Here is a 15,154-nt window from a genome sequence, read left to right as displayed (position 1 = left end):
GCTACCATCCAGCCAAGGCCTATTTGAGAGTGCAGTATGTATATCTACCGGTTGGTCCTGCTCCTGGTCGTGGGCATCTACCTGTTTTCCCCCGCCATTATGGATTGGTGGATCGACCCGACTGGCGCTTGGTATCGCCCTTACCTGCTTTGGCTGATTCTGATCGTTGTTACCTTTATTCTTCAGAGCCAACGCGATGCCGATGAGCTTTAGTATTTCCCAACTGCTTGCCATCAGCGCAGGTTATCTGCTGATCTTTTTCGGCGTGGCCTGGATGACTGAGCGAGGCTGGGTGCCCCGTCGCCTGGTAAGGCATCCGATCATCTATACCCTGTCATTGGGTGTCTACACCAGCGCCTGGGCCTTTTACGGAACGGTCGGCTTGGCTTATGACTATGGGTATGGATTCCTGTCATATTACCTGGGCCTGTGTGGCGCTTTTCTACTGGCCCCCGTGCTGCTCTACCCCATTCTGCGACTGACTCGGGTCTATCAGCTGTCCTCGCTGGCCGACCTTTTTGCCTTTCGCTTTCGCAGCACGTGGGCAGGCGCACTAACAGCCCTGCTGATGGTGGTTGCTGTCCTGCCGCTGCTGGCACTCCAGATCCAGGCGGTAGCCACCAGCACCGGCATCCTGATCAGCGCACCGGCGCAGGATGGCCCAGCCCTGGCCTTCTGCGTTCTGATTACGCTGTTCGCCATGTTGTTTGGCGCACGGCAAATTACTGCTCGCGAACGCCATGAGGGGCTTGTTGTTGCAATCGCGTTCGAGTCGTTGGTCAAGCTCATTGCACTAGGCGCCGTTGGCCTGGTAGCACTCTATACCGTATTTGACGGCCCCTCCGGGCTTGAAACCTGGCTTACCCAAAATCAGACAGCACTTTCCACATTGCATACCCCCTTGCAGGAGGGTCCTTGGAGAATCCTGCTTCTGGTCTTTTTTGCGGCTGCCATCGTCATGCCGCACATGTATCACATGGCCTTTACGGAAAACCTAAGCCCGCGTGCGCTAGTCAGTGCAAGCTGGGGGCTTCCGCTGTTTTTGCTCCTGATGAGTCTCGCCATCCCGCCAATTTTGTGGGCCGGCCTCGCCCTTGGAGCGCCAACGAGCCCTGAGTATTTCACTTTGGGCGTCGGAATGGCCCTGGATAAACCCCTTCTGGCGCTGGTAGCGTTTGTAGGAGGATTATCCGCAGCCAGCGGCGTAATCATCGTGATGACCATGGCCCTGTCCGGCATGGTGCTTAATCATTTGGTTCTTCCCCTGTATCAACCGCCTACCGACGGCAATATCTACCGCTGGTTACGCTGGACACGCCGGGGGTTGATCGCTGCGATCATCATGGCGGCTTATGGTTTCTACCGCCTGATCGGTAACCATAGCGACCTGTCGAGCCTTGGTATTGTCGCCTTTGTAGCCACGGTGCAGTTTTTGCCTGGTGCCTTATCCGTCCTCTATTGGCAAACCGCCAATCACCGCGGATTTATCGCAGGCCTTTTAACCGGCATGGGTCTTTGGACATTAACCATGCTCCTACCGGCTCTTGGCTTTATGAAGGGCTTTGAAGTCGGCCCCTTCTCCTATTACATAGACGCTACCAACTGGCACTTGGCAGCCTTGTCTTCGCTAGCGGCTAATGTTCTGGTATTTGCTCTGGTCTCACTGTTTACCGAGGCTAGCGATGAGGAAAAAAGCGCAGCGGAAGCCTGTGCAGTGGATAACGTGAGACGGCCTCAACGCCGGGAACTGATTGCCGCCTCGCCCCAGGAGTTCGCCACTCAACTGGCCAAGCCCCTGGGTGCCAAGACCGCTCAGAAAGAGGTAGAGCGCGCCCTTACTGACCTGCTGCTTCCCTTTGATGAGCGCCGCCCTTATGCATTGCGCCGACTGAGGGATCGGATCGAGGCTAACCTGTCTGGCCTGATGGGCCCCCGGGTTGCACAGGATATCGTCGAGACCTTCCTGCCCTACAAGGAAGGCAGTGAAGCCTATGTCACGGAGGATATTCACTTCATCGAAAGCCGTCTGGAGGATTATCAGTCACGGCTTACGGGTCTTGCTGCCGAACTCGATGCCTTGCGCCGCTACCATCGCCAGACCTTGCAGGAGCTGCCTATGGGCGTCTGCGCCCTGGCGCAGGACTGTGAAATCCTGATGTGGAACCGGGCCATGGAGCGCCTCACGAACATCGACTCGGTTCAAGTTGTAGGCTCACGCCTCTCGGCACTACCAGAACCGTGGAAAGCCTTATTTGAACGCTTCCTTCGCTCCCCTGATCAGCATTTGTACAAGCAGCGTCTGGCTCTCGATAGCAATCAACGCTGGCTCAACCTGCACAAGGCTGCCATTGATGAACCTCTGGCACCCGGTAACAGCGGTAACGTTCTGGTTGTAGAGGACATCAGTGAGACCCAATTGCTTGAAGATCGACTGATTCACTCCGAGCGTCTTGCCTCTATCGGCCGCCTCGCAGCAGGGGTCGCCCACGAGATTGGCAATCCGGTTACCGGCATTGCCTGCCTGGCCCAAATCCTTCAGGAAGAGCGCGAAGCGGATGCAGAAATTCAGGAGATCAGTGGGCAGATTGTCGAGCAGACACGCCGCATTACCCGCATCGTTCAGTCGCTTATGAGCTTTGCCCATGCCGGTGGTCGGCAACATGACCCAGAGCCGGTCAGACTGTTAGATACTGCACAAGAAGCCATCTCGCTGCTGTTGCTTAACCGTCGCAGCGTCGATGTCGAGTTCCAGAACCTGTGCGATCCGCAGCATTGGGTCAAAGGCGACCCGCAGCGGCTCGCTCAGGTCTTGATCAATCTATTGTCCAATGCTCGCGACGCCTCTCCACCGACCGGCACTATTACGGTTCGTAGTGAAGCCCGAGGGCAGACGGTAACGCTTATCGTCGAGGACGAAGGCTCCGGCATCCCAAAAGCCATAATCAGCCGCCTTTTCGAGCCCTTCTTTACAACCAAAGACCCTGGCAAAGGGACGGGACTTGGCCTTGCTCTGGTCTATTCCATCGTGGAAGAGCATTATGGAGACATAATGATCGACAGCCCGATTGACCTTGTGCAGGGCCGCGGTACGCGTATACGTGTGAATTTACCGCGTTACTTTGAACAACCTGATCGAGCCGTAACCGGAACGTAGAGCGGAAACGAGATGCGCCACTGCCTGGCGCCTCCGCTCTGCCACCGTCGAGAGAGCCCAATATGGCACATATTTTAATCGTCGAAGACGAAACCATCATTCGCTCGGCCCTGCGCCGATTGCTTGAACGCAATCAGTTTCAGGTCAGCGAGGCTGGCTCTGTACAGGAAGCGCAGGATCGTTACGACATCCCATCGTTCGACCTGATTATTAGTGATTTACGCTTACCCGGCGCCCCTGGCACCGAGCTGATTGACCTGGCCGCTGGCAAGCCAGTGCTGATCATGACTAGCTATGCGAGCCTGCGTTCAGCCGTGGACTCTATGAAGCAAGGCGCCGTTGATTACATTGCCAAGCCATTCGACCATGATGAGATGTTGCAGGCGGTGGCGCGCATTCTCATCGAGCGTGAGCAGTCCCAGCAGCAAGCTTCACCGGAGCGTCCTGCGACTCGTAGCGAAGCACTACCTGTCCATGATAACGACATCGGTATCATTGGTAGCTGTGCTCCCATGCAGGATCTGTATGGCAAGATTCGCAAGGTTTCGCCTACGGACTCTACCGTATTGATTCAGGGCGAGTCCGGTACGGGTAAGGAGCTGGTAGCACGCGCGCTGCATAACCTGTCACGTCGTGTAAAAGCACCTTTGATTTCGGTTAACTGCGCAGCTATTCCTGAAACACTCATCGAATCAGAACTGTTCGGCCATGAGAAAGGTGCTTTCACCGGAGCTAGCGCAAGCCGTACCGGTCTGGTCGAGGCGGCTGACGGTGGCACACTATTTCTGGATGAGATTGGCGAGCTTCCCTTGGAAGCGCAGGCACGTCTACTGCGAGTCTTGCAAGAAGGTGAGATTCGCCGGGTCGGGTCGGTACAGTCGCAAAAGGTTAACGTCCGCCTGATCGCGGCCACGCACCGTGACCTTAAAACGCTTGCCAAAACTGGACAGTTCCGAGAAGACCTGTACTACCGCCTGAATGTTATATCCCTGCGCCTTCCTCCACTGCGGGAGCGGGGCAATGACGTGCTGGAGATTGCCCGGGTGTTTCTCGTCCGGCAGTCCAACCGTATGGGCCGTGAAGCCATGCATTTTAGCCAGGAAGCTGAACTCGCCATACGTCATTACAGCTGGCCGGGTAATGTGCGCGAACTGGAAAACGCCATCGAGCGGGCAGTGATTCTTAGCGAGAGGAACGAAATTGAGCCTGATCTGCTAGGAATCGATATCGAACTAGAAGACCTGGATCTTTCCGAACACTTCCTTGCCCCCCTCGATACGCCACTGGGCTCACCTCACGCAGGCCATGAGCCTACGGAAGATCTTTCCCTGGAGGATTACTTCCAGCACTTCGTATTGGAACATCAGGACCATATGACCGAGACCGAGCTTGCTCGAAAGCTTGGCATCAGCCGCAAGTGCCTGTGGGAGCGCCGTCAACGGCTAGGTATACCACGCCGAAAAACAGGGGCTACGAGCACCGACCTTTCCTAAATCGCAAAAACGCATCGTTACCGATGCGTTTTTTTTGCGGGTAACACGTAGCCTTCATTTCAGGATGTGTTACCGCCGTAACATCAAACGAGGTTAACGGTAACGAATTTCTCATGTTGCCCAGCTAAAAAAACACTACATAAATTCCTAAGTGTTTGTTTTTAAAGGCTTTCCAAAAGTTGGCACAGCATCTGCTTTATATCTGGCACAACAAAAATAAAAAACAGCAAAAACATAATAAAAATAAGACGTAACGACTCCAGCACAATAAGAACAAGCAGGCGGAGGCGTAGCTAACTGATCATTTTGGAGAAGAGTCGATTGCGGAGCACTTGCCCCGCACCAGGCCGAGAACAATAAAACTGCCCTGAGGCAGCACCAGCACTGGACAGATCAATTGTGATCATGACGACATCAGCGTCCAAAGTAATCCGTTTGCTCTTGGCCCCGAATTTGGGAGCCCTCCTGGCGGCAGGTATCCGACCAGGACGGACCAGACAAGAAAAACAACAGGTTCGATATAACAATAAAAACAAAGCACGTACCAATTTGGGGGGGAGCTTCGGCTCCCCCAGTGCCTTCAGCTTTACGCCAGCCCTCATTCAAGATCCCCTCCTAAAATGTTAGAATCCGCTATAACCGCGGGTTTCCGCTCGCTCCGCCGACCTCAAGAACAGTGCTATCAATGCTGAAAAAGCTGATCCAGTCCCTGCGTTCGCCATTACGTCGCGCACCCAGTAAGCCTGAACTACCTATCGTGATTCCTCGTAGCCAGCATGCGCTGGAGCGTGAGCAGATTAGTCGCCATGCCCTGAGCGTTGTGGATCGGCTGGAGAAAGCCGGCTACCAGGCCTATCTCGTCGGTGGCTGCGTACGAGACCTGATGCTAGGCGTTGAGCCCAAGGATTTTGACGTTGCAACCAGTGCAACGCCCGAACAAGTACGCGCTGAGTTTCGTAATGCACGTGTTATCGGCCGCCGTTTCAAGCTGGTCCATGTGCACTTTGGTCGTGAGATCATCGAGGTTGCCACTTTCCGCGCCAACCACCCTGGTGAAGATGAGGACGAAGATTCGGCACACTCCGCCCGCAATGAGAGTGGACGCATTTTGCGCGACAATATTTATGGCAATCAGGAGCAGGATGCGCAGCGCCGTGACTTCACCATCAATGCGCTGTACTACGAAGCCACCCAAGAGCGGATCTTCGATTACGCCAATGGCGCCTCGGATATTCGCAATCGCCTGATACGTCTGATTGGAGATCCAGAGCAGCGCTATCAGGAAGATCCCGTGCGAATGCTGCGAGCTGTGCGCTTCGCGGCCAAGTTAGGATTCGAGATAGAAGAGCAGACAGCCGCGCCTATTCGCCGTCTGGCGCCATTACTACGTGATATCCCGGCACCGCGCCTGTTCGATGAAATCCTCAAGCTATTCCTGAGCGGGAACGCTGAGCGCACCTATGAACTGCTGGTCAATTACGACCTCTTTGCCCCCTTGTTCCCGGCTACGGCTGAAGCGCTCGAGCAAAATCCTGAATACACAGGCCTCCTGATCAAGCAGGCGTTGGCCAATACTGATACCCGTATTCGCGAAGGCAAGCCAGTCACACCGGCGTTCCTGTTTGCCGCCCTATTGTGGCCCGCACTACCTGCCCGAGTGGCCTACCACCAAGAAAAAGGATTGCCGCCCATTCCTGCCATGCAGGAAGCTGCTCACGACATCACTCTTGAGCAGTGCCGTCGAATCGCCATTCCCAAACGCTTTACCATCCCAATGCGGGAAATCTGGGATATGCAGGAGCGTCTTCCTCGTCGTCAGGGCAAGCGTGCTGACATGCTGCTCGAAAATCCCCGCTTCCGGGCTGGCTATGACTTCCTTCTGCTGCGTGAAAGCGCAGGCGAGCGTACCGGCAATTTAGGTCAGTGGTGGACGCGTTATCAGGAAATCAGCGACAGCCAACGCCGGGAAATGATCCGAGAGTTGAGTCAGGAAGATGGCAAAGGCACTGCTCGCAAGCGGCGCCGCGGTAGTAATTCACGCAAGCGGCGCTCACCTGGCACTGACAAGCCAACCCCGCTAGCGGAGTAACCCATGGAACGCGTTTATATCGGGCTCGGTAGTAATCTCGCTGAACCACGCGCCCAGCTCGAGTCAGCCCTTGCTGCGCTGGATGCGTTACCGCAAAGCCAACTTGCCGCCCGGTCGTCTTTTTATGGAAGCGACCCATTGGGCCCGGCAGATCAACCTCGCTATGTAAATGCTGTAGTGGCGCTGGATACATTCCTTGAGCCCCTTGCCCTGCTAGACGCCCTGCAATCCATCGAGCAACAGCAGGGCCGTGTACGCAAGGATGAGCGCTGGGGACCCAGAACCCTGGACCTGGATATCCTGTTGTTTGGTAATCGCAGGATCGATGAGCCTCGCCTGACCGTACCGCACTATCATATGCACGCACGTGCGTTTGTCCTTTACCCACTGGCCGAAATCGCTTCAAGCGATCTGCCCTTACCAGAGGGTGGCACCCTACAGGCCCTGCTTGATCAATGCCCGTTCATTGGCCTGGAGCGGCTGGCGTAAATGACTTACACGTCATAGTGTTACCGTAACGTTCCGGTAACACATGATGATTGACTTCCCCTGCACCCACCGAGACTATAGGCACCCACTTGCCTAACCGCCTTTTGTTACTGCCTAGAGACAGGCTGTGTCCTCTACAGAATCGGCAGGCAAGCGATAGAGAGCTGTAGTTCGCTACAACGCTTTCCCAAACAAAAAGACCTGGCTGTTATGTCTGCAGCCATTCAGGACACAGCCTGAAGAGGATGTTTGATATGCCTGAGGTTACCCTCACCACGTTGCAGGCACTAAAACAGCGCGGTGAAAAAATCACCATGCTGACCTGCTATGACGCCACCTTTGCCCATACGGCCAGCCAGGCTGGCGTCGAAGTATTGCTGGTAGGCGACTCCCTGGGCATGGTCCTTCAGGGCCACGACAGCACCCTACCTGTTAGCACAACCGATATGGCGTATCACACGGCATGCGTAAAGCGTGGCAATCGGGGCGCACTTATCGTTGCTGATATGTCCTTCATGGCCTATTCGACGCTGGAGCAGACCTTTCAGAACGCCGCCGCGCTGATGCAGGCTGGCGCTCATATGATCAAGCTGGAAGGCGCAGCCTGGCTGGCTGAGCCTATTCGTCAACTGGCCGAACGCGGCGTTCCTGTCTGCGCACACCTGGGTCTTACACCTCAGTCCGTAAACGTCTTTGGCGGCTTCAAGGTACAAGGCCGTGACGAAGCACGTGCCCAGCAGCTACGCGAAGATGCTAAGGCGCTTGAGGCAGCAGGCGCTGCCATGATCGTGCTTGAGTGTGTGCCCAGCCCTCTGGCGGCCGACATTACACGCGCAGCCCGTATCCCTGTCATTGGCATCGGTGCAGGTGCGGATACGGATGGTCAGGTACTGGTCATGCATGACATGCTCGGCCTTGCCCTGACGGGGCGCTCGCCAAAGTTCGTCAAAAACTTCATGACTGGCCAAAACAGTATACAAGAGGCCTTTACGGCCTATGTCCAAGCTGTCAAGAACGTTACCTTTCCCGCACCAGAACACGGATTCTCGGCATGATTACCGTACATACCGTTCGCGAGTTGCGCGCTGCAGTCACCGAGGCCCGTCGTGCGGGTAAGCGCATCGGTTTTGTTCCCACCATGGGCAATCTGCATGCGGGCCATGTTGCCTTGGTCGATACCGCCAGAGTGCACAGCGACTTTGTGGTTGCCAGTATCTTCGTTAATCCGTTGCAGTTTGGACCGTCCGAGGATCTGGACAAGTACCCGCGGACGCTGGCGGCTGATCAGGAAAAGTTGGCTGCGGCTGGCTGTGCCATCCTGTTTGCGCCTGCAATATCCGAGATGTATCCCAGTGGTATGGAGAACCAGACGCGAGTCAGCGTCCCGGTCGTATCCGAAGGGCTGTGTGGCGCGAGTCGCCCTGGACATTTTGAGGGGGTAGCAACGGTTGTCAGCAAGCTATTTAACATGGTGCAGCCCGACATCGCAGTCTTTGGTGAAAAGGACTACCAGCAGCTCGCCGTCATCCGCAAGATGGTTAACGACCTAAACATACCTATCGAAATCATTGGTCAACCCACCATTCGTGACACCGATGGGCTGGCCCTATCGTCACGTAACGGCTACCTGAACAACGAACAACGCGCTACGGCGCCCTGTCTGTATACCCTGTTGAAGCAATTGGCAGAACGTGTGAAGACGGGCCGCCGGGACTATCCTGTCTTACTCGATGAAGCCAAGCAGCGGCTTGAGGCGGATGGCCTACGGGTAGATTATCTGGAGCTGCGTCAGCAAGGCACTTTACGACCAGCCACCGAGACGGATCGGCAACTGGTGCTGCTATTGGCCGTCTATGTTGGAAATACGCGACTGATCGATAATTTGTCATTCGAGCTTGATATCTAATCACCAGGATGAGTACCGCTTCGCTAAAGCCCGGAACACCCCGGGCTTTTTCGTGTCTGACGGCCATCATTAGCTTGACCGACGCGCTCTACCTGGCGTGCCGCAAGCTTTGTCCCAACATGTAGTGCACAACGTACGATAATATCTACAGAAGAAGGAAGCGAACCCCAATGGAGTATTACAAGCAGCCTATCAACGTTACTGAGTTGAAGTCCTGGCTGGCACTGGCGGAGCACCGTCAGGAAATGCAGTCCTTCAATATGCGTAATGCGTTCGCGGCAGACCCAGAACGCTTCAAGCAATTTTCATTAAGCGCCTGTGGGCTGTTTCTGGACTACTCCAAGAACCTGCTGACCCAGCAGACTCGTGACCTGTTGATCAATCTGGCACGCGAAGCGAATCTGGAGAGTGCTATCGGCGCGCTACTCTCAGGCGAACCGGTCAACTCCTCGGAAAACCGCCCTGCCCTGCATACCGCGCTACGTCGCCCACTCGGCGACAAAGTAATGGTTAACGGACAGGATGTCATGCCAGAGGTGCATCGCGTACTTGGCCGCATGACCGACCTGGTCAACCGTATCCACAACCGCCTCTGGCGAGGGCATACCGGTAAGCCGATCACGGATGTCGTCAACATTGGAATTGGTGGCTCCTTCCTCGGTCCGCAGCAGGTCGCCGAGGCGCTGACGCCTTACGCACAGTCACAGGTACGCTGCCACTACTTGGCGAACATCGACGGCAGTGAGTTCCACGAGCTGGTGACCCGCCTAGAGGCAGAGACCACGCTGTTTATCGTTTCCTCCAAATCCTTTGGTACTCTGGAAACGCTGAAGAATGCTCAGGCCGCACGCGCCTGGTGCCTGGGCCAGGGCTGCGCCGAGCAGGATCTGCATAAGCACTTCATTGCCGTCTCCAGCAATGTGAAGACCGCTGTTGAGTTCGGCATTAGCGAAGAAAATATCTTTCCCATGTGGGACTGGGTGGGTGGCCGCTACTCACTGTGGTCAGCAATCGGCCTGCCTGTTGCCATCGCCATCGGCGTATCCAACTTCAAGGAACTACTGGCTGGTGCTTATGCCATGGACCAGCATTTCCTGAACACGCCTTTTGAAAGTAACCTGCCGGTTTTGCTAGGTCTGCTGGGCGTGTGGTACGGCAACTTCTGGGATGCCCAAAGCCATGCCGTACTGACTTACGATTACTATCTGCGCGACTTCACCAAGCATTTGCAGCAGCTGGATATGGAGTCCAATGGCAAGCGCGTTCGCCAAGACGGTTCTCCCGTTGCCATGGCAACAGGTCCGGTTATCTGGGGTGGCGTAGGCACCAATGGACAGCACGCCTATCATCAGTTGATGCACCAGGGAACGCTGGTAATTCCCTGCGATTTCATCGTACCTGCTTCCAGCCATCATCCCATTGCTGACCACCACCCCTGGCTGTATGCAAATTGCCTTTCCCAAAGCCAGGCGCTCATGCGTGGCAAGACGCTTGAAGAAGCAAAGGCCGAACTGCGCGCCAAAGGCGTGCCAGAAGAAAAAGTCGCTGCACTGGCACCGCACAAAGTCATCCCGGGCAATCGCCCCAGCAACACACTCGTATTCGAGCGTGTAACCCCCAATAGCCTGGGTGCCTTGGTGGCACTCTATGAGCACAAAGTATTTGTGCAGAGCGTTATCTGGGGCATCAATGCTTTCGACCAGTGGGGTGTAGAGCTAGGCAAGGAGCTGGGAAACAATGTCTATCAGCACTTAGTGGGTAACGGCGAAGAAGCTGCAGAAGATGCTTCGACCCAAGGCCTGATCGACTACTTCCGCCAGCACCATCGCGGCTGATCGATCCGCCCATTCAAAACGCCGCTTTCGCGGCGTTTTTTATTTGCGCCTACGACTTTCGGCTAGAAATGCACAGACTCTATCGCCCGGCTGAACCCCATCGCCCAAATAGCGCCTAATGTGGTTGAAGCGGAGAACAACCACAACAGGAGCCCGCCATGTCGGAACACCATCGCTACCCCGTGCCTGAAGCAGTGCAAAAACAAGCCCTCTTGGATAAGGACGGCTATGAGCGCCTTTATCGCCAGTCCGTTGAAGACCCTGAAAGCTTCTGGGGCGAGCAGGCTAAGGCTATGCTGGACTGGTTCAAACCCTGGGATGAAGTTCACCACAGCGACTTGGCTAAGGGTGAAGCCTCATGGTTCAAAGGCGGTCAGCTGAATGTTTCCTACAACTGTATCGACCGCCATCTCGAAAAGCGTGCTGATCAGGTCGCCATTATCTGGGAAGGTGATAACCCTTCTGACTCTCTAAAAATCACCTACCGTGAACTGCACCAGAACGTTTGCAGACTGGCCAATGTCCTGAAGGAACGTGGCGTCAAGAAAGGTGATCGCGTCTGCCTGTACCTTCCCATGATTCCTGAAGCGGCCTATGCCATGCTGGCCTGTTCCCGACTCGGTGCAGTGCATTCCGTAGTGTTTGGCGGCTTCTCACCCGATGCGCTGCGCGACCGTATTCTAGACGCCGATTGCCGTACCGTTATCACAGCAGATGAAGGGACTCGCGGCGGCAAATGCGTCCCGCTCAAAAACAATGTGGACAAGGCGCTAGCTTCCTGCCCAGACGTAGCCAATGTCATCGTGGTACAGCGAACCAAGGGCGAGATTGCATGGACTGAAGGCAGGGACATCTGGTATCACGACGCAGTACAGGGCGTCAGCGAAGAATGCGCAGCCGAACCGGTAGACGCAGAAGATCCACTCTTCATCCTTTACACCTCTGGCTCAACCGGAAAACCCAAAGGGGTATTGCATACCACCGGCGGTTATCTGTTGGGCTCTGCAATGACCTTCAAATATGTATTTGATTACCACGAAGGTGAAATCTTCTGGTGTACGGCAGATGTAGGCTGGGTAACCGGCCATAGCTATATCGTTTACGGCCCGTTGGCTAACGGAGCCACAACACTGATGTATGAGGGCATGCCCAGCTATCCGGATGCCTCACGCTTCTGGCAAGTCGTGGATAAACATCAGGTCAACATCTTTTATACGGCTCCCACTGCAATTCGTGCGCTGATGCGTGAAGGGGACGCCCATGTGCACAAAAGCTCCCGCGCCAGCCTCCGTCTCTTGGGGAGCGTAGGCGAGCCTATCAACCCTGAAGCCTGGGAGTGGTACTACCGCGTCGTAGGCGAGAAGCGCTGCCCCATTGTTGATACCTGGTGGCAGACTGAAACGGGCAGCATCCTGATCGCACCGCTCCCTGGCGCGACAGATCTTAAGCCCGGCTCGGCTACGCGTCCTTTCTTTGGCGTTCAGCCGGTCCTCCTGGATGACAAGGGCAAGGAACTTGAAGGGCCCGCCTCAGGTGTCCTGGCCATCAAGGCCAGCTGGCCCAGCCAGATACGAAGCATCTATGGTGATCATCAACGTATGATCGATACCTACTTCAAGGCCTACCCTGGCTACTACTTCACCGGTGACGGTGCCCGTCGCGATGAAGATGGGTACTACTGGATTACTGGCCGTGTAGATGACGTAATCAACGTATCCGGCCACCGGATCGGTACGGCAGAAGTAGAAAGTGTGCTGGCCCTGCATGACGAAGTGGCTGAGGCCGCGGTAGTGGGGTGTCCCCATGATGTGAAAGGCCAGTGCGTCTATGCATTTGTCACTCCAATGGGTGGCGTACAGCCCACAGACGAGCTGAAAAAGCGTCTGCTGGCTCAAGTCAGCTCGGAGATTGGCAGCTTCGCCAAGCCAGACTTCCTCCAGTGGGCACCACGTCTACCCAAAACCCGATCGGGTAAAATCATGCGTCGCATCCTGCGTAAGATCGCCTGTGACGAACTGGATACCCTAGGTGATACCTCAACACTGGCTGATCCGTCTGTAGTGCAGGAGCTGATCAAGCACCGACAAAACCTTGCAGCTAAAGGGTGAGCAGGACCGCCGGGCATAGCCTTATGCCTGGCGCCTCGTTATCCATTAAGCTTTATGTGATGAATCATCATTGGGGCTGTAATGGAAATCTTGCGACGCCGTATCGAAAATCAGGTCATGAGCCTGACTGGATTAAGCCTGGGCGGAGTCGACTACGAGAACCCACCAGGCGATCCGGGACTGTTCGGGCCTGATTCTGCCTGCTGGAAGGTCCATAGTGATTTCACCTGCATGATAATCGGTGGTGTAGCAGCTCTACTCTTGCAAATGCTGCACCCACTGGCCTTGTCGGGTGTTTGGGATCACTCCCGCTTTCGAGAAGACATGCTGGGTCGTCTACGCCGTACCGGTCAATTCATTGCAGCTACTACGTTTGGCAACCAGACCGATGCGCGGCGGCTGATCGAAAAAGTCCGAATGATTCATACTCATGTCAAAGGCACAGCCGCCGATGGACGTCCCTATGCTGCCGATGACCCTGAGCTATTAACGTGGGTCCATGTCGCAGAGGTCAGTAGTTTCCTAAAGGCATACCTGCGCTACTTCAATCCGCAGTTTCCTCCTGACGAGCAGGACCGCTATTACCGAGAAGTCTCGCTGATTGCCAAGCAGCTGGGTGCCCGACAGGTGCCGGAATCGCGGGCGGAGGTCGAGCGTTATCTTGATATGATGCGCCCACAACTCGTCTGTGACGAACGTACTCGAGAGATCACCCGGATACTCCTTTCAGCTCCGGCACCCAGTGCTCTGGCCAAGCCATTCGGCTCGTTGATCATGAGAGCAGGCATCGACCTGCTACCTGAGTGGGCTGCGCAGCAGCTGGATATCCTGCCCGGCCAGGCGGAACGGCATTTGGTAAGGGCCGGCATCAATCGTACCGCTCCCCTGCTACGTTGGGCGGTACGTAACGGCTCCTCGCATCGGGCTCGCCGCCGCATGGGCCAGACAATCAAGCCCTGATCATTCATACGGCGGGTCATAGTCTGTATCCTATGAGCCTTTCTTGACCTTTGCTTCAAGGCCTGCTCATGCAAACCCTTTTCTCCGCGCTGGACACAGCACTGTCCCGCCGCGAGTCACTTATCGCACGACTCCACGCCCAGGGTACCGATTGCTACCGGCTGTTCCATGGGTCCCAGGAAGGGGCAGCAGGCCTTACGCTTGACCGTTACGGCCCGCAGCTACTCATTCAGAGCTTTCATGCATCGATCGAGAATGATGTGGTATTTGCATTGCACCAGCAGGTGCAGCGTTTCTTGGGACAGGAGCTGTTTCTTGTCTATAACGACCGATCACAGGGCAACTCCCGGATTGACCGTAGCGGAGCCGTTCACATGGCTGAGCCAGAAGCACTGGAAGCCACTACAGCTCAGGAGTGGGGTCTGACCTACCGTGTACGAGGTCGCCATGCGGGTCAGGACCCGCTGTTATTTCTTGACCTCCGTAACGCTCGAGGCTGGATCAAGCAAAACAGCCAAGGCAAGTCTGTCTTGAACCTTTTTGCCTATACCTGTGGCGTAGGGCTTTGTGCTGCGGCAGGTGGCGCCCGTGAGGTGTGGAACCTGGACTTTGCCACTCGCAATCTGGCGGTAGGCCAGGAGAACGGCGCACTTAATCCTTCGTTACCGCCCATGCAGTTCGTTCAATCAGACTACTTTCCAGCTATCCGTCAGCTGGCCGGCCTGCCCATTACTCATCGTCGAGACCAGCGCTTGCCAAGCTATCCACGCCTGGAAAAGCGCACGTTCGACCTAGTGTTTCTTGATCCACCTGCCTGGGCCAAGAGTGCATTTGGGACAGTAGATCTTCATCGTGACTATCAGAGCCTGCTCAAACCAGCGCTCCTAGCTACCGCAGAAAACGGCACTCTTGTCTGCTGTAACAACCTGGCCAAAGTGTCTATGGCAGAGTGGCGCGAGTCTGTTTTGCGATGCGCCAGCAAACAGGGTCGACCAGTACGTGATTGTCAAATCATCGCTCCAGACGAGGACTTCCCCTCCTTTGATGGCCAGCCACCCCTTAAGACCTTGATTTTACAGTTGTAAAGATCACGCTTTGTACATGGTGACGTTGGCACTAT

Annotated in this window: 11 protein-coding genes; all 11 read left to right on the top strand. The window is 55.5% G+C overall.

Annotation, left to right across the window (positions count from 1 at the left end):
- Positions 1 to 36 precede the first annotated feature (36 nt).
- The 11 genes from IEX86_RS22025 to IEX86_RS21975 all read left to right on the top strand — a co-directional run bounded on the left by IEX86_RS22025 (position 37) and on the right by IEX86_RS21975 (position 15,119).
- Positions 37 to 213, top strand: a complete 177-nt coding sequence (locus IEX86_RS22025; RefSeq protein WP_010796831.1) for a hypothetical protein — start codon at positions 37 to 39, stop codon at positions 211 to 213.
- Positions 197 to 3,154, top strand: coding sequence for a sensor histidine kinase (locus tag IEX86_RS22020; RefSeq protein ID WP_188868285.1), 2,958 nt, complete (start codon positions 197 to 199; stop codon positions 3,152 to 3,154). Before IEX86_RS22025 ends, IEX86_RS22020 begins: the two co-directional genes overlap by 17 nt.
- A 62-nt stretch (positions 3,155 to 3,216) precedes the next feature.
- Entirely contained in the window at positions 3,217 to 4,647 is a 1,431-nt protein-coding gene (locus tag IEX86_RS22015; protein ID WP_188868284.1) for a sigma-54-dependent transcriptional regulator, read from the top strand.
- 685 nt (positions 4,648 to 5,332) lie between these two features.
- A complete protein-coding gene (locus IEX86_RS22010; RefSeq protein ID WP_188868283.1) occupies positions 5,333 to 6,736 on the top strand; it encodes a polynucleotide adenylyltransferase PcnB in 1,404 nt (467 codons plus the stop codon).
- A 3-nt stretch (positions 6,737 to 6,739) separates the two neighbouring features.
- Positions 6,740 to 7,225: a 2-amino-4-hydroxy-6-hydroxymethyldihydropteridine diphosphokinase gene (folK, locus tag IEX86_RS22005; protein WP_188868282.1), complete on the top strand. Its 486-nt coding sequence runs from the start codon at positions 6,740 to 6,742 to the stop codon at positions 7,223 to 7,225.
- 254 nt (positions 7,226 to 7,479) lie between these two features.
- A complete protein-coding gene (gene panB, locus IEX86_RS22000; RefSeq protein ID WP_188868281.1) occupies positions 7,480 to 8,280 on the top strand; it encodes a 3-methyl-2-oxobutanoate hydroxymethyltransferase in 801 nt (266 codons plus the stop codon).
- A complete protein-coding gene (panC, locus tag IEX86_RS21995; protein WP_188868280.1) occupies positions 8,277 to 9,131 on the top strand; it encodes a pantoate--beta-alanine ligase in 855 nt (284 codons plus the stop codon). The genes panB and panC overlap by 4 nt, the downstream gene beginning before the upstream one ends.
- 170 nt (positions 9,132 to 9,301) lie before the next feature.
- Positions 9,302 to 10,966: a glucose-6-phosphate isomerase gene (gene pgi, locus IEX86_RS21990; protein ID WP_188868279.1), complete on the top strand. Its 1,665-nt coding sequence runs from the start codon at positions 9,302 to 9,304 to the stop codon at positions 10,964 to 10,966.
- A 158-nt stretch (positions 10,967 to 11,124) separates the two neighbouring features.
- Positions 11,125 to 13,074, top strand: a complete 1,950-nt coding sequence (acs, locus tag IEX86_RS21985; RefSeq protein ID WP_188868278.1) for an acetate--CoA ligase — start codon at positions 11,125 to 11,127, stop codon at positions 13,072 to 13,074.
- A gap of 81 nt (positions 13,075 to 13,155) precedes the next feature.
- Entirely contained in the window at positions 13,156 to 14,034 is an 879-nt protein-coding gene (locus tag IEX86_RS21980) for an oxygenase MpaB family protein (RefSeq protein WP_188868277.1), read from the top strand.
- 68 nt (positions 14,035 to 14,102) lie between these two features.
- Positions 14,103 to 15,119 (top strand): class I SAM-dependent rRNA methyltransferase, encoded by a 1,017-nt coding sequence (locus tag IEX86_RS21975; protein ID WP_188868276.1) that lies wholly within the window; start codon positions 14,103 to 14,105, stop codon positions 15,117 to 15,119.
- Positions 15,120 to 15,154: the final 35 nt, after the last annotated feature.

This window comes from Pseudomonas asuensis (assembly GCF_014646755.1).
In the GTDB taxonomy this organism is placed as follows: domain Bacteria; phylum Pseudomonadota; class Gammaproteobacteria; order Pseudomonadales; family Pseudomonadaceae; genus Chryseomonas; species Chryseomonas asuensis.
The sequence above is the reverse complement of the archived record's forward strand: the minus strand, read 5'-3'. Positions and strand labels throughout refer to the sequence as shown.

What these genes read in the sequence shown, in the direction of transcription:
- IEX86_RS22025 (WP_010796831.1), top strand. Translation starts at nt 37, where the DNA reads ATGTATATCTACCGGTTGGTCCTGCTCCTGGTCGTGGGCATCTACCTG.
- IEX86_RS22020 (WP_188868285.1), top strand. Translation starts at nt 197, where the DNA reads ATGCCGATGAGCTTTAGTATTTCCCAACTGCTTGCCATCAGCGCAGGT.
- IEX86_RS22015 (WP_188868284.1), top strand. Translation starts at nt 3,217, where the DNA reads ATGGCACATATTTTAATCGTCGAAGACGAAACCATCATTCGCTCGGCC.
- IEX86_RS22010 (WP_188868283.1), top strand. Translation starts at nt 5,333, where the DNA reads ATGCTGAAAAAGCTGATCCAGTCCCTGCGTTCGCCATTACGTCGCGCA.
- folK (WP_188868282.1), top strand. Translation starts at nt 6,740, where the DNA reads ATGGAACGCGTTTATATCGGGCTCGGTAGTAATCTCGCTGAACCACGC.
- panB (WP_188868281.1), top strand. Translation starts at nt 7,480, where the DNA reads ATGCCTGAGGTTACCCTCACCACGTTGCAGGCACTAAAACAGCGCGGT.
- panC (WP_188868280.1), top strand. Translation starts at nt 8,277, where the DNA reads ATGATTACCGTACATACCGTTCGCGAGTTGCGCGCTGCAGTCACCGAG.
- pgi (WP_188868279.1), top strand. Translation starts at nt 9,302, where the DNA reads ATGGAGTATTACAAGCAGCCTATCAACGTTACTGAGTTGAAGTCCTGG.
- acs (WP_188868278.1), top strand. Translation starts at nt 11,125, where the DNA reads ATGTCGGAACACCATCGCTACCCCGTGCCTGAAGCAGTGCAAAAACAA.
- IEX86_RS21980 (WP_188868277.1), top strand. Translation starts at nt 13,156, where the DNA reads ATGGAAATCTTGCGACGCCGTATCGAAAATCAGGTCATGAGCCTGACT.
- IEX86_RS21975 (WP_188868276.1), top strand. Translation starts at nt 14,103, where the DNA reads ATGCAAACCCTTTTCTCCGCGCTGGACACAGCACTGTCCCGCCGCGAG.